We start from the raw sequence: 23,097 nt of genomic DNA, 5'->3' as shown, positions 1-23,097 counted from the left end.
AGCCCCTCGCAAGAGGGGCTTTTTCATGAGCTTCAGTTTTGTATTGTTTGGGCCTGCCTCATCGTCGGATCGCCGCCCGGAGCAAGCTCGCCACATTGGTTCTGGGGTGTTCATAGGTCCTGCGTTCACCATCATCCCTTGTGGGAGCTGAGCTTGCTCGCGATAGCGGTGGGTCAGCTTGCACCCATATGAGGTGTGTCACCGTCATCGCGGGCAAGCCTTGCTCCCACATTTGTCTTGGGGATTCCTCCAGGCAAAAGAAAACCCCCGATAAACCAGCGGTCTATCGGGGGCTTCTTCAGCGGGCGCTTTTACACGCCCACCCGCTCAGCTTATTGGCAAGCTTCGCAATCCGGCTCGTCGATCGCGCATGCCTTTGGCACTGGCGCAGGGCCTGCTGGAGCAGCCAGGACCGAATCGTCACCGTGGTTGCCGCCGCTGGAAACCGCGTTCAGCTTACCGGTGTTGATGGTCGACTTCTCGGTGCTGGTGGCGGCCAGGGCACGGAGGTAGTAGGTGGTTTTCAGGCCACGGTACCAAGCCATGCGGTAGGTCACGTCCAGCTTCTTGCCCGAGGCGCCGGCGATGTACAGGTTCAGCGACTGAGCCTGGTCGATCCACTTCTGGCGACGGCTGGCGGCGTCGACGATCCACTTGGTGTCCACTTCGAACGCGGTGGCGTAGAGCGCTTTGAGCTCTTGCGGGATGCGTTCGATCTGCTGCACCGAGCCGTCGTAGTACTTCAGGTCGTTGATCATGACCGAGTCCCACAGGCCGCGAGCCTTGAGGTCGCGAACCAGGTACGGGTTGATCACGGTGAATTCGCCCGACAGGTTCGATTTCACATACAGGTTCTGGTAGGTCGGTTCGATCGACTGCGACACGCCGGTGATGTTGGCGATGGTGGCGGTCGGTGCGATGGCCATGATGTTGGAGTTACGGATGCCTTTCTGCACACGGGCGCGAACCGGTGCCCAGTCCAGGGATTCGTTCAGGTCAACGTCGATGTACTTCTGGCCGCGCTGGGCGATCAGGATCTGTTGCGAGTCCAATGGCAGGATGCCCTGGGACCACAGCGAACCCTGGAACGTCTCGTACGAACCGCGCTCGTCGGCCAGGTCGCAAGAAGCCTGGATCGCGTAGTAGCTGACCGCTTCCATGGACTTATCGGCGAACTCGACGGCAGCGTCCGAACCATACGGAATGTGCTGCAGATACAGCGCATCCTGGAAGCCCATGATGCCCAGGCCGACCGGACGGTGCTTGAAGTTGGAGTTCTTCGCTTGCGGCACCGAGTAGTAGTTGATGTCGATCACGTTGTCGAGCATGCGCACGGCGGTGTTGACGGTGCGTTGCAGCTTGGCGGTGTCCAGCTTGCCGTCGACGATGTGGTTCGGCAGGTTGATCGAGCCCAGGTTGCAGACCGCGATCTCGTCCTTGTTGGTGTTCAGGGTGATCTCGGTGCACAGGTTCGAGCTGTGGACCACGCCCACGTGCTGCTGCGGGCTGCGCAGGTTGCACGGGTCCTTGAAGGTCAGCCATGGGTGGCCGGTTTCGAACAGCATCGACAGCATCTTGCGCCACAGGTCTTTGGCCTGGACGACTTTGAACAGCTTGATCTTGTTGTACTCGGTCAGGGCTTCGTAGTACTCGTAGCGCTCTTCGAAAGCCTTGCCGGTCAGGTCGTGCAGGTCCGGCACTTCGGATGGCGAGAACAGGGTCCACTTGCCGTCATCGAAGACGCGCTTCATGAACAGGTCCGGGATCCAGTTGGCGGTGTTCATGTCGTGGGTACGACGACGGTCATCACCAGTGTTCTTGCGCAGCTCGATGAACTCTTCGATGTCCATGTGCCAGGTTTCCAGGTAGGCACAGACCGCGCCCTTGCGCTTGCCGCCCTGGTTGACCGCAACGGCGGTGTCGTTGACCACTTTGAGGAACGGCACGACGCCCTGGGATTTGCCGTTGGTGCCCTTGATGTACGAGCCCAATGCGCGAACCGGGGTCCAGTCGTTGCCCAGGCCACCGGCGAATTTCGACAGCATGGCGTTGTCGTGGATCGCGCCGTAGATGCCCGACAGGTCATCCGGAACGGTGGTCAGGTAGCAGCTCGACAGCTGCGGACGCAGGGTGCCGGCGTTGAACAGGGTTGGGGTCGAGGCCATGTAGTCGAAGGACGACAACAGGTTGTAGAACTCGATCGCACGGTCTTCGCGCTGCTTCTCTTCGATGGCCAGGCCCATGGCCACGCGCATGAAGAAGATCTGTGGCAGTTCGAAACGCACGCCATCCTTGTGGATGAAGTAACGGTCGTACAGGGTTTGCAGGCCCAGGTAGGTGAACTGCTGGTCGCGCTCGTGGTTGATCGCCTTGCCGAGTTTTTCCAGGTCGAATTCGGCCAGGACCGGGTTCAGCAATTCGAATTCGATACCCTTGGCGACGTAGGCCGGCAGGGCCTTGGCATACAGGTCGACCATTTCGTGGTGGGTTGCGCTCTCGGCGACTTCCAGGAAGCTCAGGCCTTCGGCACGCAGGGTGTCCATCAGCAGGCGGGCGGTCACGAAGGAGTAGTTCGGCTCGCGTTCCACCAGGGTCCGCGCGGTCATCACCAGCGCGGTGTTGACGTCCTTGAGGGCGACGCCGTCATAGAGGTTCTTCAGGGTTTCGCGCTGGATCAGGTCGCCATCGACTTCTTCCAGGCCTTCGCAGGCCTCGGTGACGATGGTGTTCAGGCGGCCCATGTCCAGCGGCGCCAGGCTGCCGTCGGCGCGGGCGATGCGGATCGAAGGGTGGGCCTGGACCGGGGCGTCGGCAGGGGAGCGGGTAGCACGTTCCTTGGCGCGGGAGTCACGGTAGATCACGTAGTCGCGGGCCACTTTCTGCTCGCCGGCACGCATCAGGGCCAGTTCGACCTGGTCCTGGATTTCTTCGATGTGGATGGTGCCGCCCGACGGCATGCGACGCTTGAAGGTCGCGGTGACCTGTTCGGTCAGGCGGGCCACGGTGTCGTGGATTCGCGACGAAGCGGCAGCGGTGCCGCCCTCAACTGCGAGGAACGCTTTGGTGATGGCGACGGTGATCTTGTCATCGGTGTAAGGAACGACAGTGCCGTTACGCTTGATCACACGCAGTTGGCCCGGCGCGGTGGCGGACAGATCCGGGCTCGAATCGGCGGCCAGCGGCGCGGTGCCCTGCGGGTTCTCGCGAGTTGTGTCGGTGTGCATGGGTGTCTCCACGTTCTCTATGTTTGTTTGGGCACCATCACGGTGCCCACCGTTCCGTCCTGAAGCACTACAACCGACTGGCGCCGGGCATAACAACTTCGGGACAGTAGGAAGCAGGCGTTTAATGCCGCTTCCATCCGAAGTTCTCAGGTTGCGAGCGAGGCTCGAAACCGGCTTGCCGGGGTGGCAGCAATTGACTGCAACACCCGTACCGTTTCGGTCGTTTCGGACCTTGAAACAGTTGCCATCCGCAGGGGCGGTCTGGGCTTGGGGAAATGCGATGTTTCAGTTGGACAGAAGCAAGAAAAGCGCTTGAATTCTCTGCCCGACTTGTGTTTGGTTTTTGGCCTGAAACCCTACATGTAGGGTTTTTTACGCGGCGGGCTACAAGATAATGCGTTTTCGGGGGGTATGCAACGTACTACCTGTGGATAAGCCTGTGCGTAATTTGTGTGCGAAACGTGGAACGGCTCTGTAGGCCGCGACCTAGCTGGAGTGGACCTTTTTTCGTCGGTTTCGACGGCTCGAAAACAGCCCGGCAGTTTTTGCGGGCGCGGACGTTACCACAGAAAACCCACCCGACCGAAACGTATTTGTCTGCTTGTTTTCTGCGCAGGCGACGTTTATACAATCGGCCCATGCATGGGTGTGTTTATCCTCCTTTAACATGACAAAAAGACGGAGGAGGGTCTGTATTCGAAGCGGGCACTTGTGGCGAGGGGATTTATCCCCGCTGGGCTGCGCAGCAGCCCCCCATTGGCGACCGTGCGTGTCAGACAGAACGCAAGGGGCCGCTTCGCGACCCAGCGGGGATAAATCCCCTCGCCACAGGGTTTTGTGTTCGCCACAGGGTTTTGTGCTGATCCTTCCTTTTATATTCGCAGCAAGAAGAGGCCCCAGTGGAACAAGAAGCCTGGCAGGTATTGATCGTCGAGGATGACCAGCGTCTGGCCGAGCTGACCCGGGAATACCTCGAAAGCAACGGGTTGCATGTCGCCATCGAAGGCGACGGTGCGGTGGCGGCGGCGCGGATCATTGCCGAGCAGCCGGACCTGGTGGTCCTCGACCTGATGCTGCCCGGCGAAGACGGCATGAGCATCTGCCGCAAGGTGCGCGAGCACTATGACGGGCCGATCCTGATGCTCACCGCCCGCACCGACGACACCGATCAGATCCAGGGCCTGGACCTGGGTGCCGATGACTACGTCTGCAAGCCGGTTCGCCCGCGTCTGCTCTTGGCGCGCATCCAGGCCCTGCTGCGGCGCAGCGAGCCGGAGCCGAGTACGGCGCAGAAGCCGCGGCGCCTGCAATTCGGCCCGCTGGTGGTCGACGACGCCCTGCGCGAAGCTTGGTTGCAGGGCAACGGTATCGAGCTGACCAGCGCCGAATTCGACCTGCTGTGGCTGCTGGTGTCCAATGCCGGGCGCATCCTGTCCCGGGAGGAAATCTTCACCGCCTTGCGCGGCATTGGTTATGACGGTCAGGATCGCTCCATTGACGTGCGCATTTCGCGCATCCGCCCCAAGATCGGCGACGACCCGGACCATCCACGATTGATCAAGACCATCCGCAGCAAAGGCTACCTGTTCGTCCCTGAAGCCTGCGTAGACCTGGCGCCGTGAATTCGATCTTCCTGCGTATTTACGGCGGCATGTGCGCGGCGCTGGTGTTGGTGGCGGTCCTGGGTGTGCTGGCCCTGCACCTGCTCAACCAGACCCGCGGCGAGCAATACCGCGAGCGCCTGGCCCACGGCACGTTTTCGTTGATGGCCGACAACCTGCGGCCGATGAACGACACCGAGCGCCGCCGGGCGCTGGCAGTGTGGGAGCGCCTGCTGGGTATTCCCCTGGCGTTGCAGACCTTCACCCAGACCGACCTCGACCTCGGCCAGCGCACCCGCGTACTGCGCGGCCAGGCGCTGGTCGAGCAGACCGGGCCGCACGCGGCAAAAGTCTACCGGCTGGTCAATGATGCCGAGCAATTGATGTTGGTCGGGGAAGTCCAGCAGATCAGCGAGCAACTGGCCCGCGCGACCATTTACCTGTTGGCCGACGAGCTGGTGCGTTACCCGGTGGCCGAACAACCCAAGCGACTGGCGCAACTGGAGCAGGAAAAAGGCTTTGGTTTCGACCTGCGGCTCATGACCGCCGAGCAGGCTGACATGGACGAAGACCAGCGCCGTCGCGTGTCCGAGGGTGACACGGTGATGGCCCTAGGCAAGGGTGGCGACTCCATCCGGGTCTTCGCCGGCATGGTCGGTACGCCGTGGGTGCTGGAAATCGGCCCGCTGTACCAGATGAACCCTTATCCGCCGCAATGGCTGGTGCTGATCGCGGCGCTGGGCTTGAGTCTGATCGGCTTGATCGTCTATCTGTTGGTGCGTCAGTTGGAGCGACGGCTGCGAGGCCTGGAGTCGGCCGCCACCCAGATCGCCCAAGGCAGCCTGGAAACCCGGGTGCCCGCCCGAGGCGCCGACTCGGTCGGGCGGCTGGCCGCGGCGTTCAACGGCATGGCCGAACACCTGCAGCAACTGCTGGCGATCCAGCGCGAGCTGGTGCGGGCGGTGTCCCACGAATTGCGCACCCCGGTGGCGCGCCTGCGCTTCGGCCTGGAAATGCTCGGCAGCGCCACCACGCCCCAGGCCCGGGATAAATACCTGGCGGGCATGGACCACGACATCGAAGACCTGGATCGGCTGGTGGACGAAATGCTCACCTACGCGCGGCTGGAACAAGGCTCACCGGCCTTGAATTTCCAGCGGGTGGATCTGGATGCGCTGGTCAATCAGGTGATTGATGAACTGGGACCGTTGCGGGCCGGAGTCATCGTCGAGCGCGGCCTCTGCCTGTCGGCCGCTGATTGCGACGGCGCCTGGGTCGAGGCCGAGCCACGCTTCCTGCATCGCGCGTTGCAGAATCTGGTGGGCAATGCCATGCGCCACGCCCATTCCAAGGTGACGGTCAGTTACCAGGTGGGCCAACTGCGCTGCCGGGTGGACGTGGAAGACGACGGGCCGGGCGTGCCGGAAGCGGCGTGGGAGCGGATTTTCAAGCCGTTCCTGCGCCTGGACGACAGCCGCGCCCGGGCTTCGGGCGGTCATGGGCTGGGGTTATCGATCGTGCGGCGGATCATCCACTGGCACGATGGCCGGGCATTGATCGGCAAGAGCAAGAGCCTGGGTGGGGCGTGCTTCAGCTTGAGTTGGCCGAGGCATCAGGACAGGTCTTGATATATGCGGCGTCTGATCGACCGCCATCGCGGGCAAGCCTTGCTCCCACAGCAAACCACACTTAAATGAGGGAGCACTGATTTGTGGGAGCAAGGCTTGCCCGCGATGAGGCCCTAAAAAGCAACACAGCTCTCAGGCCTTGATCCCCACCAGGCTCAACAACTGCCCATCCTTCACCCCAAACTGCGCCTGCAACTCACTGCCATGGCACCACTCGGCCGACAGGTCCGTCAGCAAGCGCAGTCGAACCTCGCCGTCGTGTGTCCAGTCCAGCACCTCGGCATGCTCGAAATAAAACCGCTGCCTGACGATGGGGTACAGCGCCTTGAACAGGCTTTCTTTCACTGAAAAGGTCAGGGTCACCAACAAGGCCTGGTCATCACGGGCGAGCCGGGCCATGCGTTGCAGCTCTGGCGAGGTCAGGATTTCACCGGCCAGGCGCTCGGCGCGTTCGGGGTCGAGCAGGTTTTCCACGTCCATGCCCAAGCCTTGCCAGTGGTCTTTTTTCGCGACGATGGCCGCTGCCCGGCCCGTGCTGTGGGTGATCGAGCCGCTGATATGCCCCGGCCACACCGGGGCGCGGTCTTCGCCAATGGCCGGTACGCAGATCTGGCCATCGAGTCGCTGCAACGCCGCTCGAGCGCAGATCCGCCCGGCCAGGAACTCTGCCTGACGCTTGGCCACCGAACGCTGGATGCTCGCCGGTGGCTCGATGACGCTGTTGGAGAAGTCGGCGCCCACCAGCAACAACGGGTCGAAGCGGGTGCTCAGCAGCACCGTATCGGGCAGGGCGTCGGGCAATAGCCAGTGCTCATCCAGGGGCGAGCAGCAAGCGGGGAGGGTGGGGAGTGTCTTCATGCCGGGCATTTTGCCGGGTTGGTGGGAGGCTGGGTAGTGGGGGGGGGCGTGTGTATGGGGCAGAGGCTGGCTTTTGTGGCGAGGGAGCTTGCTGTGGGAGCAAGGCTTGCCCGCGATGAAGGCAATGTGGTCTTCCAGAAATCGAGTCGCCTGGGTCGCGAGCAAGCTTTGCTCCCACAATCCCCCTCGCCACAGGGGGATGTACTAGAAGATTTTCTTGAAGAACTTCTGCATATCCGCCCACGACTTCTCATCGGCTTCCTTGTTGTAGCCAATGTCCGGTCCGCCATGCTCGCCGTGGCTCAAACGGTCGGCATCGGGGTTGCTGAAACCGTGCTTGGCGCCTTCGAGGTTGACGAATTCATAGTCGGCACCGGCCTTGTCCATCTCGCTCTTGAACGCGGTCACGTTGTCCTGGGTGACCATGCTGTCCAAGGCGCCATGCTCCACCAGCACCTTGGCCTTGACGCTGCCTGGCGTGGCCGGGGTATTGGTCACCAGCGCACCGTGGAAGCTCACCACGCCGGCCAGCGGCACACGCTGGCGCGCTGCATCGAGCACGACCTTGCCGCCGAAGCAGTAGCCGATGGCGGCGAGTTTGTCCGGATCGGTCTGGGGCTGTTTCTTCAGCAGGTCGAGACCGGCCTGGAAACGGGCGCTGGCCGCCTTGCCGTCCTTGAGCGCCGCCTGCATGAAGGCCATGGCGTCCTTGGGATGCTCGGTGTTCTTGCCGTCGCCGTACATGTCGATGGCCAGGGCGCTGTAGCCCAGGCCCGCAAGATCACGGGCGCGGCGCTTGGCGTAATCGTTCAGCCCCCACCATTCATGCACCACCACCACGCCTGGGCGCGGGCCCTTGATGGCGTCGTCATAAGCGTAATAACCGATCAGCTGGGTGCCGTCGGCACTGGTGTAGGGGATCTCCTGGGTCTGGATGGCGGCGTGACTCATACCGCTCATGGCCAGAAGTACAACAGCAAGCAGCCTGCGCATGACGGATCTCCTTATAAAAAGTGGTCCGCACAGATTAGCCGATTCATTCAGCGCCGGTTCAGAGAACGTTCAAGGGGTGTTCAGGGACCGCTGGTTAAGGTGACGGCGACTTCACAACACATCCACGCTGCAAAGGAACTTGATCATGACTGCTATGAAAAAACTGCTGCTGGCTTTCACCGTGCTGGGCGCCAGCGCCATGGCCCACGCCGATGACAATTTCGCCAGCCTGACCCTGGGCCAGACCAGCGACAAGGTGAAGAAATCCGACGCCTTGAACAGCGCCCTGAACAACCCGAACGCCGACGGCATCATCGGCAAGGACACCACCTATGGCCTGCGCCTGGGCAGGCAGAACGACCAGGGCCGCTACTACGCCACCTACGACAACGTTTCGGGCACCCACAACGGCATCAAGTTGCGCCAGGAAAACCTGTTGGGCAGCTACGATGTGTTCTATCCGGTCACCAGCAGCACCAAACTGTTCGGCGGCGGCACGGCGGGCCTGACCAAGTTGACCCAGGATTCGCCTGGCTTCAGCCGCGACAGCGACATCGGCTACGCAGTGGGCTTGCAGGGCGGCGTGCTGCAACAAATTTCGCAGAACACCTCGGTTGAACTGGGTTACCGTTACCTGCGCAGCAACGCCAGCACCGAGATGAGCCCGCACGGTGGCGCCAAGGTGGGCTCGCTGGACCTGACCAGCAGCGCCCAGACCTACCTGTCTGCCAACTACGCGTTCTAAGGGCCAGGGGTGAGTATCCAGCCGGATCGGCGAATGACGATCCGGCACCTTCGTTGAGGTGCGCCGCGCACGATTGTTTGATTTGCCTGGGGAGAGGCTCCATGAAATTACTGGTCGTCGAAGACGAAGCGCTGTTGCGTCATCACTTGCAAACCCGGCTCACCGACAGCGGCCATGTGGTGCAGGCCGTGGCCAATGCCGAAGAAGCCTTGTACCAGGCCCGGGAATTCAACCATGACCTGGCGGTGATCGACCTGGGCCTGCCCGGCATCAGCGGGCTGGAGCTGATCCGCCGGCTGCGCGCCCAGGACAAGACGTTTCCGATCCTGATCCTGACCGCCCGCGGCAACTGGCAGGACAAGGTCGAAGGCCTGGCCGCCGGTGCCGACGACTACGTGGTCAAGCCGTTCCAGTTCGAGGAGCTGGAGGCCCGGTTGAACGCGCTGTTGCGCCGCTCCAGCGGTTTCACCCAATCGACCATCGTCGCCGGGCCGTTGCTGCTGGATCTCAACCGCAAGCAGGCGTCTCTCGGCGAGGAGCCGCTGGCGTTGACGGCCTACGAATACCGCATCCTCGAATACCTGATGCGTCATCACCAGCAGGTGGTGGCCAAGGACCGCTTGATGGAGCAGCTGTACCCCGATGACGGCGAGCGGGATCCCAATGTCATCGAGGTGCTGGTAGGGCGCCTGCGCCGTAAATTGGAAGCCCCGGCCGGCTTCAAGCCGATCGACACCGTGCGGGGCCTGGGTTATCTGTTCAACGAGCGCTGCCAGTGATTCGTTCGCTTCGGCTGCGGCTGATGCTGGCCGCCATGACCCTGGCGGTGCTGTTCATGCTGGCCTTGTTGCCGGCCATGCAAGGTGCGTTCAGCCTGGCGTTGCAGGAGTCCATCGAGCAACGCCTGGCCTCGGACGTGACCACGCTGATTTCCGCCGCCCGGGTGGAAAACAACCGCTTGAAGATGCCGGCGCAGTTGCCCGATGAACGCTTCAACCTCGCCGACGCCCGCCTGCTGGGCTATATCTATGATCGCGAGGGGCGGCTGGTCTGGCGGTCGAAGGCGACCCAGGAAGAAAACATCAACTACACGCCGCGCTATGACGGCCAGGGCAACCAGTTCGCCCGCATTCGCGAGAGCAATGGCCAGGAATTTTTCGTCTATGACGTCGAGGTCAAGTTGCTCGGCGGCCAGAGCGCGGCGTTCAGTATCGTCACCCTGCAACCGGTGCGCGACTACGAAGTGACCTTGCAGGGCCTGCGGGACAATCTCTACCTGGGCTTTGGCGCGGCCCTGGCGGTGTTGCTGGCGCTGTTGTGGATCGGCCTGACCTGGGGCCTGCGGGCGTTGCGGCGCCTGAGCCAGGAGCTGGACGAAATCGAAAGCGGGGCCCGGGAAAGCCTCAGTACCGAACACCCCCGGGAGCTGTTGCGCTTGACCGGCTCCCTCAACCGTTTGCTCCACAGCGAGCGAGAACAGCGCAGCCGTTATCGCGACTCCCTCGATGACCTGGCCCACAGCCTGAAAACCCCGCTGGCGGTGTTGCAGGGCGTCAGCGAAGACATGGCCCGGCGCCCCGAGGACCGTGGCCAGGCCTGGGTGCTGCAAACCCAGATCGAGCGCATGAGCCAGCAGATCGGCTACCAATTGCAGCGCGCCAGCCTGCGCAAAAGTGGGCTGGTGCGCCATCAGGTGCGCTTGCGCCCGGTGCTGCAAAGCCTGTGCGACACCTTGGACAAGGTCTATCGCGACAAGCGGGTCACCGTCAGTTTCGATCTGCCGGAGCACTGTCAGGTGCCGATCGAACAGGGCGCCTTGCTGGAAATGCTCGGCAACCTGCTGGAGAACGCTTATCGGCTGTGCCTGGGCGAGGTGCGCGTCAGCGTGCACCAGACCCTCGGCGGCACGGAGTTGAGTGTCGAGGATGACGGGCCGGGCGTGCCGCCGGACCAGCGGGCGCGGATTCTCCAGCGTGGCGAGCGGCTGGATCGCCAGCACCCGGGGCAGGGCATTGGCCTGGCAGTGGTCAAGGACATCATCGACAGCTACGGCGCCCGCTTGACCCTAGGGGATTCAGAGCTGGGCGGGGCGGCGTTCCGGATTCACTTTCCGGTGGTTTGACTGAAGTACTTTCGGTGTGTGTGCTGGCCTTTGTGGCGAGGGAGCTTGCTCCCGCTGGGCTGCGAAGCGGCCCCAAAAACTTGCGAGCGCTGCGCACTCGAGCGGGAGCAAGCTCCCTCGCCACAGGAGACGGTGGATACACCACAGAAGTTGGATGTGATCACTCAGCACTCCAACTCCCGATAAGCCCCCGGCGTCAGCCCCGTCCACTTCTTGAACGCCCGGTGAAACGCCGAGGGTTCGGAGAAACCCAACTGCTCGGCAATCTGCTGCAACGACAGCTCGGCGCGTCCCAGGTGGTAGATGGCGATATCCCGCCGCAGCTGATCCTTGAGTTCCTGGAAGCTGGTACCTTCCTCCCGCAGATGCCGGCGCAAGGTCTGCGGGCTGATGTGCAAATGGGCGGCGACGGTGTCCAGATCGGGCCAGCGTGCCGTGTCGCGGCTGAGCAGGCGGCGCAGTTGGCTGCTGAGGCTGTGGCCATCGTCCGGGCGTGACAGCAGGTCGGCGGGGGAGCGTTCGAGGAAATGCTTGAGGGTGCGTTCGTCCTGCAACAGCGGCATGTCCAGGTAGCGGCTGTGGAACAACAGGCTGCTGCCGGGGGCGTCGAACACCAGCGGGCAGGGGAACAACAGGTCGTATTCGGCGCTGTGGGCGGGCTTGGCGTAGCCGAAGGTCACCTGCTCCAGGCCGATCCGCTGGCCAATCAGCCAACTGGCGAGGCGATGCCAGACCACCAGCAGGCTTTCAGTCAGGAAGTGATCCGGGTCCCACAGGGTCGAATCGTCCAGCACCAGTCGCACACGTTCGCCTTCGGCTTCCAGCGTCAGGCGCGGGGCGTCGGGGAATAAACCGTAGAACAGCAAACCGCGGTGAAGGGCCTTGCCCAGGGTCCGACAGTGGATCAACGCGTGACACATCATCGCAAACGTCCCGGGTTTGCTCGCCGCCCGGCCGAATCCCAAATACTCGTCCTCCATTGCCAGCCACAGAGCCTGCAACAGACGGGCGAACTGCTCCGGCGCAATCCGCGCGCGCGGCTCATCCAGAAGCTCCGGGCTGATGCCCAGCTGTTGCAGTAAGGGCAAATAGTCGAAGCCTTGCCGACGCGCACCGCCCAAGGCGGCGCGGGCGAAGTGGCTGGCGATCGTGCGTTGGCGCATGGCAGAAATCCGTCCGTTAAGCGGGCGATGGTAGGCAGAGGGCAGAGGTTGGGCAAGGCGGATATCCGCCAAATCCCGGAGTGATAAACACCCCGTTGGCGGAAATCCGCCATCTTTCGCCGCCGTATTAAACCGTTGAGGAATCCACAACGCCTTCTGTAATAACGGTTGTAGGGCTTTTCCAAAAAATGGCACGGGCTTTGCGATAGAGCCTGCAGGTCTGCCGCGTGCAGCCGAACAAAACAAATCCCTCCAGTGCAGGAGGGTTCGCAATTGAGGTGCCGTGGACGACAGGTGGAAGTCGTCATGCGGGACTCTTGAGGAAGGTTTGCCATGACGACTCGTCAGCCACTGTACAAATCCCTGTATTTCCAGGTGATCGTAGCCATTGCCATCGGCATTTTGCTCGGCCACTTCTACCCGCAGACCGGTGTTGCCCTCAAGCCATTCGGCGACGGGTTCATCAAACTGATCAAAATGGTCATTGCTCCCATCATCTTCTGTACCGTCGTCAGTGGTATCGGCGGCATGCAGAACATGAAATCGGTGGGCAAGACCGGCGGCTACGCGCTGCTGTACTTTGAAATCGTCTCCACCATTGCCCTGCTGATCGGCCTGGTCGTGGTCAACGTCGTGCAACCGGGCGCCGGCATGCACATCGACGTGTCGACCCTGGACACCAGCAAGATCGCTGGTTTCATCAATGCCAGTAAAGACCAGAGCATCATCGCCTTCATCCTCAACGTGATCCCGAACACCATCGTCGGCGCGTTCGCCAACGGCGACATCCTGCAAGTGCTGATGTTCTCGGTACTCTTCGGTTTCGCCCTGCATCGCCTGGGTGCCTACGGCAAGCCGGTGCTGGACTTCATCGATCGTTTCGCCCATGTCATGTTCATCATCATCAACATGATCATGAAGCTGGCGCCTATCGGTGCGTTCGGTGCCATGGCCTTCACCATCGGCGCCTACGGTGTCGGTTCGCTGGTGCAACTGGGCCAGCTGATGATCTGCTTCTACATCACCTGCGTAGTGTTCGTGCTGGTGGTACTGGGCGCCATCTGCCGCGCCCACGGCTTCAGCGTCGTCAAGCTGATCCGCTACATCCGTGAAGAACTGCTGATTGTGCTGGGTACTTCCTCGTCGGAATCGGCCCTGCCACGCATGCTGATCAAGATGGAACGCCTGGGTGCCAAGAAGTCGGTCGTAGGCCTGGTCATCCCGACGGGCTACTCGTTCAACCTCGACGGTACGTCGATCTACCTGACCATGGCTGCGGTGTTCATCGCCCAGGCCACCGACACCCCGATGGACCTGACTCACCAGATCACCCTGCTGCTGGTGCTGTTGCTGTCGTCCAAAGGTGCCGCTGGCGTGACCGGTAGCGGCTTCATCGTATTGGCGGCGACCCTGTCGGCTGTGGGCACCTTGCCGGTGGCTGGCCTGGCACTGATCCTGGGTATCGACCGCTTCATGTCCGAAGCCCGCGCCCTGACCAACCTGGTGGGCAACGCTGTGGCCACGATCGTGGTTGCCAAGTGGGTCAAGGAGCTGGACGAAGACCAGTTGCAGACCGAGCTGGCTTCCGGCGGTCGTGGTATCTCCGACGTCCGTGAAGATGACGACGTGCTGGCAAGCGCTGAAACCGCAGTGCCAACGAAGTAATCTCAGGCTGCAATGAAAAACCCGCTTCGGCGGGTTTTTTTATGGGCTCAATTTTGAAGCCGGCGTGCTTCTGTGGCGAGGGGGTTTATCCCACACTCTGTGGGAGCAAGGCTTGCCCGCGATGAAGGCGATTCGGTCTTTCAGGAATCGAGGCGCCTGTTTCGCGAGCAAGCTTTGCTCCCACAGCCTAGTGTTGCCACAAGGATCTGTGCCAGCCGTGAGCACAATCGTCATTCAAAGTAACGGCTACGGTAATTGCCCCGCCACCAACCCCTGCCTAGTCTTTCACCATCACCCTCTCGGAGATCGCCCATGCAAGGTCCACTGGCATCGCTCAAGGTTCTGGACTTCTCGACCCTGCTACCCGGCCCGTTCGCCTCGCTGTTGCTGGCGGACATGGGAGCCGAGGTGTTGCGCATCGAGTCGCCGACCCGCCAAGACCTGCTGCGGGTGCTACCCCCCCATGACCAAGGCGTATCGGCCAGCCATGCCTACCTCAACCGCAACAAGCGCAGCCTGGCCCTGGACCTCAAGCAGCCGGAAGCGTTGGAGGTGGTCACGCGGTTGCTGGGGGAGTACGACATCCTGCTAGAGCAGTTCCGCCCCGGCGTGATGGAACGGCTGGGCTTGGGCTACGAGGCCTTGAAGGCCATCAATCCGCGGCTGATCTACGTGTCGATCACCGGCTACGGCCAGACCGGCCCCTATAAGGACCGCGCCGGTCACGATATCAACTACCTGGCCCTGGCGGGGCTGGCCAGCCACACCGGCCGTGCCGGCAGCGGGCCGTTGCCGCTGGGGATCCAGGCGGCGGACATCGCCGGTGGTTCATTGCACGGCGTGATCGGGCTGCTAGCGGCGGTCATCGCCCGTCAGCAGAGCGGGCAGGGCCAGCACCTTGACGTGAGCATGACCGACTGCGTGTTCAGCCTCAACGCCATGGCCGGTGCCGGTTACCTGGCCTGCGGCGTGGAACCGGGTTGGGAGAATCAGATGCTCAACGGTGGCAGCTTCTATGACTATTACCGCACCCGCGATGGCCGCTGGATGTCGGTGGGCAGCCTGGAGCCGGCCTTTATGCAGGCGTTGTGCGGCGCTTTGGGCCGGCCGGAGCTGGCGACCCAGGGGTTGTCGCCCAAGCCTGAACTGCAATACGCCCTCAAGCAGGTGCTGCAGGCTGAGTTCGAAAAGCGCGATTTTGCCGAGCTGTGCAGTTTGTTTGCCGGGATCGATGCGTGTGTCGAGCCGGTGCTGAGCCTGGAGGAAGCCGTGGGGCATCCGCAACTACAGGCTCGGGAACTGGTGACACAGGTGCCCCGTGGGGATGGTTCAAGTCAGGCGCAGATGGCTTGTCCGTTGAAGTTTTCCGAAGGGTTGCCCGAGCCTCGGCATATTGGCGCGGGGGTGGGGGCGCATACGGATCAGGTGTTGGGGGCGTTGGGGTTCAGTGTTGAGCGGATCGCTCAATTGCGCAGTGCCAAGGTGGTTTTGTAGTGCCCTCAATGGCCCCTTCGCGAGCAGGCTCGCTCCCACATCGGATCTCTGGCGTTTGCAAAGACCCTTGTGGGAGCGGGCTTGCTCGCGAAGGGGCCAGCCCTGACACCACATAAACCTGCTATTCCACCCTGGTCTCCCCACTGAACACCAAGGTATTGCGACAGCTGCGGCACAAATACCGCCGCCCCTGGCGAACCAGGCTGTGGCGTTGGGCTGTGAACGGGAAGTCGCTGCCGTCGCAAGGGCATTTGTAGATGTAGCGGGTTGCGGTGCGGCGTTTGATTTCGTAGGTGTGACAACGGTTGGGCGGCAGTTCGTACACCCCGCGCATGATCAGTTGCCATTCTTCGCCATGGGCTTGGATACGGTCGCCAAACAATTGGTGGGCGATCAGGTGCGCGACTTCGTGGGCGACGGTTTGCTTGAGGAAGTCTTCGGCGTTTTCCCGGTACAACTGAGGATTGAAGCGCAGCAGATTTTCATGCAAGTGCGCGACACCGGCCTTCTGGCCGCGCAATTTGAAGCTGACCACCGGGCGTTTGAAAGGACGTTTGAAAAAGGCTTCGGCTTGTTGGTAACACTCTTCGACGCGGGTATTGAGTTGCTCGAGCATGCTTTACGGGTCTCCAGAAGCCCGAGTATGCCGCAAGCGCCGGCCGTTGCGAATCGTCCAGGCGCCCAGTGGTCCTTCCGCACACAGGAAGGCCGCCTTGCGGCGGCCTGTGTCGGCAGATCCTGCTTTTTTATTGGAGGGTACTATCGGGACCGTTTCATCCCTTCAATTGGTATAGACCGGGCCGACGCCCAGTCCCCAAACAATCACCGTGAACGCCATGATGGCCACCAGCACCACCAGGCCGACGGCGAGCACCGAGCTGGAAAACAGAAAACCTTCGTCCTGGGGAATGTTCATGAACGTCGGCAGGCCGACGTACAGCAGGTAGACGGTGTAGCAGATCGCCGCGGTGCCAACGATCATCCCCAGCCACATGTGCGGGTAGAGCGCCGCGAGGCCGCCGATGAACAACGGTGTTGCAGTGTAGGTGGCGAACGCAACGCAACGGGCCAGGCTCGGATTGGCGTCGTAGGTGCGGGCCATCCAGTGGATGAAGGCACCCATTACCGCCACGCCGCCCAACATGGCCAGGTACGACATGATGGTCATCCACAGCGCGCTTTCCTGGGTGAGCATGACCGGTGGACGATTGCCGATGACCCATCCCACTTGTGTGGTGCCGATGAACGCCGAAACCGCGGGAATGGCCGCCAGGATCAGCGTATGGGTGAGGTACATGTGGCTGATGCTTTCCTCCTGATCGCCACGGATTTCTTTCCATTCTTGATCAGGGTGGGTAAAGAGCCCCACGACATGATGGATCATAATCAGTCACTCCTTTGTTATTGCCATCGCCCCCCAACGGAGCGCCTACGGGCCAAAGCGGCCAAGTAAGTAAAGGTCTGGATATGTGTGCGACCTTATGTCGCAGTATAGGAAGGAGTTACCGCGAGGGGGATGGGGGGCTTAGAGCAAATCGCGCTGTAGGGGAGGCTGCTGATAGCTAAAAGCTGCAAGCCGCAAGCCGCAGCCGCAAGCCGCAAGAAAAGCACCGCGCCTGGCTTGCAGCTTGTGGCTTGTAGCTTGCAGCTGCTTGAAAAGCTAAAATGCCGGCCTTTCGTCACACCTCACGGATTTCGCGTCATGGGCACTCTTACGGTCAACCAGAACAAACTGCAAAAGCGCCTGCGCCGCCTGGCCGGTGAGGCGGTCGCCGATTTCAACATGATCGAGGACGGTGACAAGGTCATGGTCTGCCTGTCCGGCGGCAAGGACAGCTACACCTTGCTCGACGTACTGATGCATTTGCAGAAGGTTGCGCCGATCAAGTTCGATATCGTCGCGGTGAACATGGATCAGAAGCAGCCCGGGTTCCCCGAGCATGTGCTGCCGGCCTATCTCGAGTCGCTGGGCGTTGAATACCACATCGTCGAGAAAGACACGTATTCGGTGGTCAAGGAACTGATCCCCGAAGGCAAGACCACCTGTTCGCTGTGCTCACGCCTGCGCCGCGGCACGCTCTACACCTTCGCCGACGAGATCGGTGCGACCAAGATGGCCCTGGGGCACCACCGCGACGACATCGTCGAGACGTTCTTCCTGAACATGTTCTACAACGGCTCGCTCAAGGCCATGCCGCCGAAGCTGCGTGCCGATGACGGACGCAACGTAGTAATCCGCCCGCTGGCCTATTGCAACGAGAAAGACATCCAGGCCTATTCGGATTTCAAGCAGTTCCCGATCATCCCCTGCAACCTGTGCGGCTCCCAGGAAAACCTGCAACGCCAAGTGGTCAAGGAGATGCTCCAGGAGTGGGAACGCAAGACCCCGGGTCGCACCGAGAGCATTTTCCGTGGCTTGCAGAACGTCATTCCGTCGCAACTGGCGGACCGTAACCTGTTCGACTTCACCAACCTGCGCATCGACGAAAACGCCACGCCGCGGTTCGTCAACGTAGTGAACCTCTGACGGTCGCAGAGAAATTTCCTTACGGCGCTTGCGAGCGCCGTTTTCTTTTTCAATACCAGGAGAGGGCATGCGCGATTACAAGTGGCTGCACGAGTATTGTCTGAACCGCTTCGGTTCGGCGGCTGAACTGGAAGCCCACCTGCCTGTTCCCAAGACCCCGGCGCAACTGCGCAAGATCAGCGACGACCGCTATCTCTCGACCATGGCGCTGCGAGTGTTTCGTGCCGGGCTCAAGCACAGCCTGGTGGACGCCAAGTGGCCGGCCTTCGAAGAGGTGTTCTTCAAGTTCGACCCGGAAAAAGTCGTACTGATGAGCGCTGAGCACCTGGAGCGGCTGATGCAGGACGCGCGGATCATCCGGCACTTGGGCAAGCTCAAGAGCGTACCGCGCAACGCGCAGTTGATCTTGGACGTGGGCCATGAAAAGGGCAGCTTCGGCGCGTTGATCGCCGACTGGCCAGTGACCGACATCGTCGGCCTGTGGACCTACCTGAAAAAGCACGGCCATCAATTGGGCGGCCTGTCGGCACCGCGCTTCTTGCGGATGATGGGCAAGGACACCTTCGTGCCCAGTTATGACGTGGTGGCGGCGCTCAACGCCCAAGACATCATCGACAAAGTCCCCACCAGCCTGCGGGACCTGGCGACGGTGCAGAATGCCTTCAACCAGTGGCATGAACAGAGCGGTGGGCGGCCGATGTCGCAGATTTCGATGATGCTGGCCTACACAGTGAATCATTGAGACCGCGTCGCGCCCTTCGCGAGCAGGCTCGCTCCCACACTGGATTTGTGCACGCCGCTAATCCCCTGTGGGAGCGAGCCTGCTCGCGAAGGCGGTATATCAGGCGACGGAGGGCCCGCCTTCGCCAGCCAACCGCCGATTCAACTGAAACCGCCAGCGCACATACAGCAAGGCCGAGCAGAACACCGCCACGCTCGCCGCCATTTCCAGCACGCCGAACAGCTGCCGGTTCGGGTCATAGGCCGCCAATGCGCCCTTGATGAAATACAGGTTCACCACGAAGCACATCCACGAATGTCCACGGGCGCTGCCGCTGAGCATGCCGGGCGCGAGTATCAGCAGCGGCACCAGTTCGATCAGCAGAATCACCCAGGGCCGAGCGCCGTGCAGGTCGGCGATCAGCAGGTAATACGCGCTGAGCAACCCCACCAGACCGAAAAAGCACAGCAGGCTGAGGACGCGGGCCAGGCGTACGCGCGGCTCCAGCCATTGGATCGAAGGCAGGATCTTCGGCTTCTTAGCCACGGCCGTTCTCCAGCAACAGGGCGGTTTTCGCCAGGCGCGAACCCAAGGCCCGGCAGAGAGCGACTTCATGCTCGTTCAAGCCGCTTTTCCCGTCGGCCCCGGCGTGATGGCTCGGGCCGTAGGGCGTACCGCCACCTTGGGTGTCGATCAGGGCCGACTCGCTGTAGGGCAGGCCGGTGATCAGCATGCCGTGGTGCAGCAGTGGCAGCATCATCGACAGCAGGGTGGTTTCCTGGCCGCCATGCAGGCTTGCCGTGGAGGTGAAGACCCCGGCCGGCTTGCCCACCAGCGCGCCGGTCAGCCACAGATTGCTGGTGCCATCGAGAAAATACTTGAGCGGCGCGGCCATGTTGCCGAACCGGGTCGGGCTGCCCAAGGCCAGGCCGGCGCAGTTCTTCAGGTCATCGAGGCTGGCGTAGAGGGGGCCTTGCTCCGGAATGTCTGGCGAAACCGCTTCGCACTCGGTGGAAATCGCCGGCACCGTGCGCAGCCTGGCTTCCAGCCCGGCCTGCTCGACACCACGGGCGATCTGCCGGGCCATTTCGTTGGTGGAGCCGCTGCGGCTGTAATACAGCACCAGGATGTACGGCGTGGTCACGGCAGGATCTCCAGGATCTTTTCCGGCGGACGGCCGATCACGGCCTTTTCACCGGCTTCCAGAATCGGTCGTTCCATGAGTTTCGGGTGGGCGGCGATGGCGGCGATCAGTTGGCCCTGGCTCAGGCTTTCGTCGGCCAGGTTCAATTCTTTGTATTCGTCTTCACCGGTGCGCAGCAGTTGCCGGGCGCTGATGCCGAGCTTGGCCAGCAGACGCTCCAGTTGCGCAGCGTCGAGCGGGGTTTCCAAGTAGCGGACCACAGTCGGCGCCAGGCCGCGGGCCTCCAACAGTTCCAGCGCACCGCGGGATTTCGAGCAGCGCGGGTTGTGATAAAGCGTCAGATCGGTCATGAGCGGGTCGCATCTTGCGTAAGGTGGCGGCTATTCTACTGTGCCGCGAAGTCCCTAGCACCTGAGAGAGGCGATGGGTCGCAGCAACGTTCACATTCAGACAAGGATAGGCACATGGCAAGGCGATTGATGGCGGCACTGACATTCTTGGGCATCCTGTTGCTCGCCGGCTGCGGAAACGACTACGGGGTGGACCAGAACGGCCAGGCCATCGCCTCGCAGCGGCTGGACAAACAGTGGGTGGTGCTCAACTACTGGGCGGAGTGGTGCGCGCCGTGCCGCACCGAGATCCCGGAGTTCAATGCCCTGGCCGAACAGCTGAAGGGGCGCAACATCGGCGTGTTCGGGGTCAACTTCGACCAGGTGCAGGGCGAAGAGCTCAAGAGCGCCAGCGACAAGATGGGGATTCGTTTCACGGTGCTGGCCCGGGATCCGGCCGAGATCTTCGACCTGCCGCGCAGCGAAGGGCTGCCGGTGACTTACATCATCGACAACCAGGGCAAGGTGCGCGAGCAGTTGTTGGGGGAGCAGACGGCGGCGGGGGTGATGACCAAGCTTGAGGCGTTGCAGGCACTCAAGTGATCCCGAACTGACATAGGGCGTTTGGTTATATAGGTTCTGTGACAGGGAGCTTTTGTGGCGAGGGAGCTTGCTCCCGCTGGGCCGCGAAGCGGCCCCAGATGTACCTGTCACTTTGATGTGTCAGACAGAATGGAGGGGGCCGCTGCGCAGCCCAGCGGGAGCAAGCTCCCTCGCCACAGGGTCAACCATGTCCCTGGTCCAAACTGGGGTGTCTGCAGGCTCAGGCCTCAGCCTTCCTCCAGCCACCACCGCAACGGCTTGCCCTGGGCCGGCCAGAAGCGTATCTGCTCGATGGGCGAGATGTCCCAGCGTTCGACCTTTTCCAAGGCCTGCAAGAAGCGCGTCTCCTGCTCCATCAGCGCCGGAGCGCAGAGTTTGCGGGTGCTACCGATCTTGCCGAAGCTCAAGCGGCGGCCTTCCAGGGTGTAGGGCGCGAACCAGTGGTTGCAGCCGCCGTTGCCGTAGGCGCGACCGTCATCCCCGAGGGTGATGGTCAGGTGGCTGTAGTCCATCAATGGCCGTTCGCCGATCCACTCCAGGATATAGCTGCGGTTGTGTTGCAACGGCACCGGCTCGCTGGCGCAACCCATCAGGCCAGTACCGATCAGCGCGGCCAGGACCAGGCGTTTCATCAGGCGGCTTCCTGGCATTTCGGGCACCGGTGTTTTTCGCCCACGGTGGTCCAGCCCAACTCGGCGATCCGCGCGGTGGCGGCCGGTTTCTCGGCCTTGGCGCCGAGCTTGGCATCGACGGCGAATTCGAAGCTCAGTTCTTTGGCGCAGCTATCGCAGTTGACCTGCCAGGTATGGATCGCCAGTTCGCCGAACACCGGGCCGGTGGTCATGGCGGTCCATTGACCCATGGGCTTGAGCAGGTGCCGCACGGTGTCCACGGTCAGGCGCATGGACAAGTCCTTGCTGCCCTTGAGCGTGACGAGCAACACATCGTTGGCCTGGATCGAACCGCCATTGCCGGTGACCTGGTAGCGGCCCGGCGCCAGGGCGCGGACTTCGGTCAAGGTGTGCTGCGGGTTCATCAGGGTGTAGCGGAAATCGTGTTCGGCCATGGGTCCTCCAAATAGGCGCGACATGCTAGCACGGGGCATGGCTTGGGATGGTTCCTATGCTGGTCAGGCGACGAAATCCACTGTGGGAGCGAGCCTGCTCGCGATAGCGGTGTGTCAGTCAACATCAATTGGAATGTGGCCGGACTCATCGCGAGCGGGCTCGCTCCCACAGGGTTTGTGCTGGCTCGAGGTTTAGCTATCCACCAGGTTCTGCGGCGTGCCAGCCGCCCAGGCAGCGATGTTGTCCAGGGTGGTCATGGCAATGGCGGCCAATGCCTCATGGGTCAGGAACGCCTGGTGGGCGGTGACGATCACGTTGGGAAAGGTCAGCAGCCGTGCCAGCACGTCATCCTGCAAAGGCAGGTCGGAGCGGTCCTTGAAGAACAGCTGCGCCTCTTCTTCATAGACATCCAATCCCAAATAGCCGAGCTGGCCGCTTTTCAATGCGGCGATCAAGGCCGGTGTGTCCACCAGACCGCCGCGCCCGGTGTTGATCAGCATGGCGCCGCGTTGCATCGCGGCCAGCGTTCGGGCGTTGATCAGGTGTCGGCTCTGTTCGTTCAGCGGGCAGTGCAGGCTGATGATCTGCGCTTGCGCCAGTAGGTCGTCCAGGGGCAAGTAGCGGGCGCCCAAGGCTTCGACCTGTGGGTTGGGGTAGGGGTCGTAGGCCAGCAACTGGCAGCCGAAGCCGGCCATGATCCGTGCGAACGTAGCGCCAATCTGTCCAGTGCCGATTACCCCGACGGTCTTGCCCACCAGATCGAAGCCGGTCAGCCCGTGGAGGCTGAAATTGCCGTCCCGGGTGCGGTTGTAGGCCCGGTGCAGGCAGCGATTGAGGGCCATGATCAACGCCACGGCATGTTCGGCCACGGCGTGGGGCGAGTAGGCCGGCACCCGGACGATGCTCAGGCCCAGGCGCTTGGCAGCGAGCAGATCGACATGGTTGTAGCCGGCCGAGCGCAGGGCGATCAGCCGCGTGCCGCCTGCGGCCAGCCGCTCCAGCACCGGTGCGCTGAGGTCATCGTTGATGAAAGCGCAAACCACGTCATGCCGTTCGGCCAGGGCCACGGTGTCCAGGTCCAGGCGGGCGGGCTGGAAGTGCAATTGAAGGCCCATGGGTGCCGGGGCCTGGGTGAAACTGTCGCGGTCGTAGGTCTGGCTGCTGAAAAAGATCACGCGCATGGCGGCCTCCTGGCAGAAAAAACAAGCCCGTA

Annotated in this window: 22 protein-coding genes; 10 read left to right on the top strand and 12 right to left on the bottom strand. The window is 62.1% G+C overall.

Going from position 1 to position 23,097, the window contains the following annotated elements; translation table 11 throughout:
• Positions 1-332: 332 nt before the first annotated feature.
• On the bottom strand, positions 333-3,224 hold the full coding sequence (locus tag J3361_RS17855) for a ribonucleoside-diphosphate reductase subunit alpha (protein ID WP_207965692.1): 2,892 nt from the start codon (positions 3,222-3,224) through the stop codon (positions 333-335).
• A gap of 899 nt (positions 3,225-4,123) precedes the next feature.
• Between J3361_RS17855 and J3361_RS17850 the strand changes: the two genes are divergently transcribed.
• Together J3361_RS17850 and J3361_RS17845 are read left to right on the top strand one after the other, a co-directional pair.
• Entirely contained in the window at positions 4,124-4,846 is a 723-nt protein-coding gene (locus tag J3361_RS17850; protein WP_207965691.1) for a response regulator, read from the top strand.
• A complete protein-coding gene (locus J3361_RS17845; protein ID WP_207965690.1) occupies positions 4,843-6,453 on the top strand; it encodes an ATP-binding protein in 1,611 nt (536 codons plus the stop codon). The genes J3361_RS17850 and J3361_RS17845 overlap by 4 nt, the downstream gene beginning before the upstream one ends.
• A 132-nt stretch (positions 6,454-6,585) precedes the next feature.
• Here J3361_RS17845 and J3361_RS17840 read toward each other — a convergent pair whose 3' ends face one another.
• Positions 6,586-7,311 (bottom strand): 4'-phosphopantetheinyl transferase superfamily protein, encoded by a 726-nt coding sequence (locus J3361_RS17840; RefSeq protein ID WP_207965689.1) that lies wholly within the window; start codon positions 7,309-7,311, stop codon positions 6,586-6,588.
• Between the two features lie 204 nt (positions 7,312-7,515).
• Positions 7,516-8,304, bottom strand: coding sequence for a dienelactone hydrolase family protein (locus J3361_RS17835; RefSeq protein ID WP_207965688.1), 789 nt, complete (start codon positions 8,302-8,304; stop codon positions 7,516-7,518).
• Positions 8,305-8,449: 145 nt separating this feature from the next.
• Between J3361_RS17835 and J3361_RS17830 the strand changes: the two genes are divergently transcribed.
• The 3 genes from J3361_RS17830 (at position 8,450) to J3361_RS17820 (ending at position 11,171) form a co-directional block, all read left to right on the top strand.
• The gene (locus J3361_RS17830) at positions 8,450-9,049 is read left to right on the top strand and encodes a hypothetical protein (RefSeq protein WP_207965687.1); all 600 of its coding nucleotides are present in this window, start codon (positions 8,450-8,452) and stop codon (positions 9,047-9,049) included.
• A gap of 101 nt (positions 9,050-9,150) precedes the next feature.
• A complete protein-coding gene (locus J3361_RS17825; protein ID WP_207965686.1) occupies positions 9,151-9,828 on the top strand; it encodes a response regulator in 678 nt (225 codons plus the stop codon).
• Complete coding sequence (locus tag J3361_RS17820; RefSeq protein ID WP_207965685.1) at positions 9,825-11,171, top strand: ATP-binding protein; 1,347 nt, start codon at positions 9,825-9,827, stop codon at positions 11,169-11,171. Before J3361_RS17825 ends, J3361_RS17820 begins: the two co-directional genes overlap by 4 nt.
• Before the next feature lie 164 nt (positions 11,172-11,335).
• Here the strand turns inward: J3361_RS17820 and J3361_RS17815 are convergent, their stop codons facing one another.
• Positions 11,336-12,334, bottom strand: coding sequence for an AraC family transcriptional regulator (locus J3361_RS17815; protein ID WP_207965684.1), 999 nt, complete (start codon positions 12,332-12,334; stop codon positions 11,336-11,338).
• Positions 12,335-12,667: 333 nt separating this feature from the next.
• Here J3361_RS17815 and J3361_RS17810 point away from each other — a divergent pair, with 333 nt between their 5' ends.
• The gene (locus J3361_RS17810) at positions 12,668-13,999 is read left to right on the top strand and encodes a dicarboxylate/amino acid:cation symporter (protein ID WP_207965683.1); all 1,332 of its coding nucleotides are present in this window, start codon (positions 12,668-12,670) and stop codon (positions 13,997-13,999) included.
• Between the two features lie 312 nt (positions 14,000-14,311).
• Complete coding sequence (locus J3361_RS17805) at positions 14,312-15,493, top strand: CaiB/BaiF CoA-transferase family protein (RefSeq protein WP_207965682.1); 1,182 nt, start codon at positions 14,312-14,314, stop codon at positions 15,491-15,493.
• 121 nt (positions 15,494-15,614) lie between these two features.
• Here the strand turns inward: J3361_RS17805 and J3361_RS17800 are convergent, their stop codons facing one another.
• Together J3361_RS17800 and J3361_RS17795 are read right to left on the bottom strand one after the other, a co-directional pair.
• Positions 15,615-16,109 carry a SprT family zinc-dependent metalloprotease gene (locus J3361_RS17800; protein WP_207965681.1) on the bottom strand — a complete coding sequence of 165 codons (495 nt, stop codon included), beginning with the start codon at positions 16,107-16,109 and terminating at the stop codon, positions 15,615-15,617.
• Positions 16,110-16,274: 165 nt separating this feature from the next.
• Positions 16,275-16,877: a Yip1 family protein gene (locus J3361_RS17795; RefSeq protein WP_039591896.1), complete on the bottom strand. Its 603-nt coding sequence runs from the start codon at positions 16,875-16,877 to the stop codon at positions 16,275-16,277.
• 318 nt (positions 16,878-17,195) lie between these two features.
• Between J3361_RS17795 and ttcA the strand changes: the two genes are divergently transcribed.
• Both ttcA and J3361_RS17785 read left to right on the top strand, forming a co-directional pair.
• On the top strand, positions 17,196-18,020 hold the full coding sequence (gene ttcA / locus J3361_RS17790; protein ID WP_003178962.1) for a tRNA 2-thiocytidine(32) synthetase TtcA: 825 nt from the start codon (positions 17,196-17,198) through the stop codon (positions 18,018-18,020).
• A 67-nt stretch (positions 18,021-18,087) separates the two neighbouring features.
• Positions 18,088-18,762 (top strand): DNA-3-methyladenine glycosylase I, encoded by a 675-nt coding sequence (locus tag J3361_RS17785; RefSeq protein ID WP_207965680.1) that lies wholly within the window; start codon positions 18,088-18,090, stop codon positions 18,760-18,762.
• A 99-nt stretch (positions 18,763-18,861) separates the two neighbouring features.
• Here J3361_RS17785 and J3361_RS17780 read toward each other — a convergent pair whose 3' ends face one another.
• Genes J3361_RS17780 through arsC form a run of 3 tightly spaced genes read right to left on the bottom strand, consistent with a single transcriptional unit; the run spans position 18,862 to position 20,235 of the window.
• A complete protein-coding gene (locus J3361_RS17780) occupies positions 18,862-19,287 on the bottom strand; it encodes a DUF2069 domain-containing protein (RefSeq protein WP_207965679.1) in 426 nt (141 codons plus the stop codon).
• Positions 19,280-19,885, bottom strand: coding sequence for an NAD(P)H:quinone oxidoreductase (wrbA, locus tag J3361_RS17775; RefSeq protein ID WP_207965678.1), 606 nt, complete (start codon positions 19,883-19,885; stop codon positions 19,280-19,282). Before wrbA ends, J3361_RS17780 begins: the two co-directional genes overlap by 8 nt.
• Positions 19,882-20,235, bottom strand: a complete 354-nt coding sequence (gene arsC / locus J3361_RS17770; RefSeq protein ID WP_207965677.1) for an arsenate reductase (glutaredoxin) — start codon at positions 20,233-20,235, stop codon at positions 19,882-19,884. Before arsC ends, wrbA begins: the two co-directional genes overlap by 4 nt.
• Before the next feature lie 114 nt (positions 20,236-20,349).
• Here arsC and J3361_RS17765 point away from each other — a divergent pair, with 114 nt between their 5' ends.
• Entirely contained in the window at positions 20,350-20,817 is a 468-nt protein-coding gene (locus tag J3361_RS17765) for a TlpA disulfide reductase family protein (RefSeq protein WP_207965676.1), read from the top strand.
• Between the two features lie 227 nt (positions 20,818-21,044).
• Here the strand turns inward: J3361_RS17765 and J3361_RS17760 are convergent, their stop codons facing one another.
• The 3 genes from J3361_RS17760 to J3361_RS17750 form a co-directional block, all read right to left on the bottom strand.
• Positions 21,045-21,449: an META domain-containing protein gene (locus tag J3361_RS17760; protein ID WP_207965675.1), complete on the bottom strand. Its 405-nt coding sequence runs from the start codon at positions 21,447-21,449 to the stop codon at positions 21,045-21,047.
• Complete coding sequence (locus J3361_RS17755) at positions 21,449-21,883, bottom strand: hypothetical protein (protein ID WP_207965674.1); 435 nt, start codon at positions 21,881-21,883, stop codon at positions 21,449-21,451. The genes J3361_RS17760 and J3361_RS17755 overlap by 1 nt, the downstream gene beginning before the upstream one ends.
• A 192-nt stretch (positions 21,884-22,075) precedes the next feature.
• On the bottom strand, positions 22,076-23,065 hold the full coding sequence (locus J3361_RS17750; protein ID WP_207965673.1) for a 2-hydroxyacid dehydrogenase: 990 nt from the start codon (positions 23,063-23,065) through the stop codon (positions 22,076-22,078).
• Positions 23,066-23,097: the final 32 nt, after the last annotated feature.

The sequence above is a fragment of the Pseudomonas sp. OA65 genome (assembly GCF_017498305.1).
In the GTDB taxonomy this organism is placed as follows: domain Bacteria; phylum Pseudomonadota; class Gammaproteobacteria; order Pseudomonadales; family Pseudomonadaceae; genus Aquipseudomonas; species Aquipseudomonas zanjanensis.
Note: the sequence above shows the minus strand (reverse complement) of the source record. Positions and strands in the feature narration are given on the sequence as shown.